Origin of the sequence: Rivihabitans pingtungensis (assembly GCF_003201855.1) — a bacterium.
Classification (GTDB): Bacteria; Pseudomonadota; Gammaproteobacteria; order Burkholderiales; family Aquaspirillaceae; genus Rivihabitans; species Rivihabitans pingtungensis.
Window position 1 is genome coordinate 1 of the sequence record NZ_QJKI01000047.1, and the last position, 3143, is coordinate 3143.

The window sequence follows — 3143 nt, forward strand, 5'->3', positions numbered from 1 at the left end:
AAGGCGCTGGTGGACAAAACCCTGAGCGGCCTGATGAAGTCGGGCGAGATCAACAAGATCTACGCCAAGTGGTTCACCAGCCCGATCCCGCCGAAGAACGTCAACCTGAACCTGCCGATGAACGCGCAGCTGCAGGAAGCCATCAAGCACCCGAACGACAAGGGCATTTGAGCCGCTGATTCATCCCGCCCGGCGTGATAGAGTGGCCTTGCCGCATCTGCACATGCCTGACCAGGTTCACCGCGCGGGGTTTTGTGAGCGACTCTTAAATGTCATCAGGCCGACAAGCCGTCGCTTGGCTGTCGGCCCGCTTTGTCAGCTTTGCCCCCGCACACGGTGGCTGGCCTTGCATGGCCGGCCCATCGCCCTTGGCGCGGCTTTTGCTCAGCCAAGGGCATGCACCCGCCCTCCCCTCACGCCCTTGACCTGGCCACCCTGGCCCAGGCCGAACAGCCCAGCGGCTGGCTGGCCGGTTTTGTCGCGCGCGATTACCCCAAGGGCTATCTGCTGGCCAGCCCCGGCGACGCCCGCGACCAGGTGTTTGTGGTCAAATCCGGCCGCCTGCGCGTGTATCTGGCCGGGGAAACCCGCGAACTCAGCCTGAGCTTTCTCGAACCGGGCGATATCTACACCACCCACACCCCAACCTATGTGCAAACCGTCAGCCCATGCACGCTGTGGTGCATCCACACCGCCGACTTTGCCCGCCGGCTGGCCAGCGACCCGACCATCACCCCGGCGATGATGCGCGTGCTCGGCCGCTTGCTGCGCAATGCGGTGACCCTGATCGACGACCTGGCGTTTCGTGAAGTGCCGGCCCGATTGGCGCGGTTTTTATTGGGCCTGGTCGAACGGCGCGGCCAGCCGCAGGCGGATGGCTGGCTGATTCCGCTGGAGCTGGGCACCGAAGACATCGCCAGCCTGCTGGGCAGCACCCGGCAAACCGTGTCGCAACTGCTCAACCAATGGGCGCGCGACGGCATCCTGGCCCGTCCCGGTCGGCGGCAACTGCTGGTGCGCTCGCGCCAGGCGCTGGAAAATCTGTCAGCCAGCTGACAGACGCCCAGCGCGCCCCGGCGCTACAGTGCGGGCATCCCCCTTTTTTGCCAGAGGAGACGCCCGATGAACTCGCCGCTGCCCTGCGGCTGCCGCCAGGCCGCCGCCCCCGACCGCTATATCAGCTTTAAGGACATCGACTGCGACGGCAACGCCCGCCGCATCATGGACTGCATCGCCCAGCACATCGCCCTGCCCGAACGCAACAACGCCTTTTGGGAATACTTCATGAAAAAACGCGAAGGCGGCTCCGGCCCCCGCCCGGATGATTTGTTCCTGATCCACAGCAACATCAATCAAGTGCGCGAACTGTTCGAAACCTGGGACGACCAGCAAGCGCTGGAATGGCTGTTGCAGCTGGAGGAAGAGTGCTGCTGAATGCGGCTTGCGTGGGTAGAGCAACCCGCCAGAGCGCAGTGTGAGGGAGTAGTGGATCGGTGAAGGAGGCGAGGGAAAAGCCCCCGGAAGCGCGCCGCGCTCAATGCCGGGTAAAACAAGATGGCCTGGGGACGTGATGCTCACCATCAGTGGGTTTATTGCATCGCGCGTTGCGCTTAGCCCGCCGTTTCCCCCGTGTGGCGCGCCGAGCATCGCAGGAAGTCAGGGGGCAGTCCGGCCCGGCTAAGCGGCGGCGCAGCCGACGCGCCATTCCGGGACGGCCCTGACTTTCGAGAAGCACAGGGCACCCGAAGGGCGCGCCACCCGGGTCGCCTTTCTTTTCCCCCTTTTCTTTGGCGAGACAAAGAAAAGGGGTCGGGTGCGGGGCGAAGCCCCGCCCAAAATCAACCCCGCGCGTAGAGCGCGGCGCCATACCCCCTACGCCTTCAACAACTTCTCAATCTGCGCATGCAGCTCATTAAAATCCGGCTCGCCCAGATAACGCTTCACCACATTGCCATTCTTGTCGATCAACACCGAAGTCGGCGTCAGACGAATTTCGCCAAACGCCTTGGCCACGCCGCCCGTGCTGTCCAAGGTCACAAAAAACGGCAATTTATGCGCGCTGGCGTACTCACGCACATAATCCGGCGGGTCATAACTCATCGCCACCGCCACCGTTTCATAACCTTGGCTGGCGTATTTATGATGGGTGCTGACCAACTGCGGCATCTCCTTGATGCAACCCGAACAACTGGTCGCCCAGAAATTCACCAACACCACCTTGCCGCGCAACTGCTCCATCGAGCTGGCCTGGCCAGCCAGCGAACTGAACGCCACCTGCGGCGCCTGCTCATTGCCGCCACCGCGCAACCACAACCCGGCGCCCACGGCCGCCACCAGCGCGACGGCGATCATCAGCCATTTTTTCATTGTCTTCTTTCCTGCAAATCATGCCGCCCACGCAGCCCCTGGCTAGACCGGGGTCGGGCGGTGGATGTTCCTGACCTCAGATTATACTTTCAGAAGCGGCACACAGGTGGCGAACAGAAAATCGAGAAGACACAGGTCCAGGCATCCAGTCAGATCAATCGCATCTATCAGGGCAATTCATGCTGACTTTTTGCCAACACATCCACCTCCAGTTTGCCACATGTGCCATCTTCAATCTGGGCAGTTATTTTTTCTATCACCTGCTCAATAAAACGCTCATCTTTTGAATACATGTAAAACTTGTTGCCAGAGCTCATTTCCAGCTCCAATGCAAAAGTCCGGGAATTCATACGTGACCAGATCGCCAGGCCGGCGAGCCCAAGAAGTACCAACCCGATGACGAGCCCGGCCATGGAAAGCGTAAACAATCCGGCCAAGCCCAGAATTGTCATGATCAGGATGACGACAAGTGAAGGCCCTTTTTCAGCCAGCATCACTTTTCTCAGCATGACTATATGCTTTGAAATAAGGATGATAGCTCCATGATTTATTTTCACCGCCGCAGAGGTCACCATCAGATGAGTGATGCCCGTTGTGCCACTTTGGCTAAAGGGATTGGACAAGTTGGAAGGGAAATCAGCAGACATGACAGCTCCTTTTTGAGATATGCGCATCAGCGCCTAGAGCCTGTTCTGAACTATCCCATAGCGGTAAAATCCAAGCCCCATGGAAAACCGCAAACCTTACCCATCCGATGTCAGCGACGAAGAATGGGC

Annotated in this window: 4 protein-coding genes; 2 read left to right on the forward strand and 2 right to left on the reverse strand. The window is 59.9% G+C overall.

The genetic code is table 11. The annotated features are described in order from the left end of the window. Window positions 1-396 precede the first annotated feature (396 nt). Together DFR34_RS16625 and cowN are read left to right on the forward strand one after the other, a co-directional pair. Entirely contained in the window at window positions 397-1056 is a 660-nt protein-coding gene (locus DFR34_RS16625) for a Crp/Fnr family transcriptional regulator (protein ID WP_110392268.1), read from the forward strand. 66 nt (window positions 1057-1122) lie between these two features. Then, a complete protein-coding gene (gene cowN, locus DFR34_RS16630) occupies window positions 1123-1434 on the forward strand; it encodes a N(2)-fixation sustaining protein CowN (protein ID WP_110392269.1) in 312 nt (103 codons plus the stop codon). Window positions 1435-1872: 438 nt separating this feature from the next. Here the strand turns inward: cowN and DFR34_RS16635 are convergent, their stop codons facing one another. Both DFR34_RS16635 and DFR34_RS16640 read right to left on the reverse strand, forming a co-directional pair. After that, window positions 1873-2367: a peroxiredoxin family protein gene (locus tag DFR34_RS16635; RefSeq protein WP_110392270.1), complete on the reverse strand. Its 495-nt coding sequence runs from the start codon at window positions 2365-2367 to the stop codon at window positions 1873-1875. 167 nt (window positions 2368-2534) lie between these two features. Next, complete coding sequence (locus DFR34_RS16640; protein WP_146215196.1) at window positions 2535-3014, reverse strand: DUF6232 family protein; 480 nt, start codon at window positions 3012-3014, stop codon at window positions 2535-2537. Window positions 3015-3143: the final 129 nt, after the last annotated feature.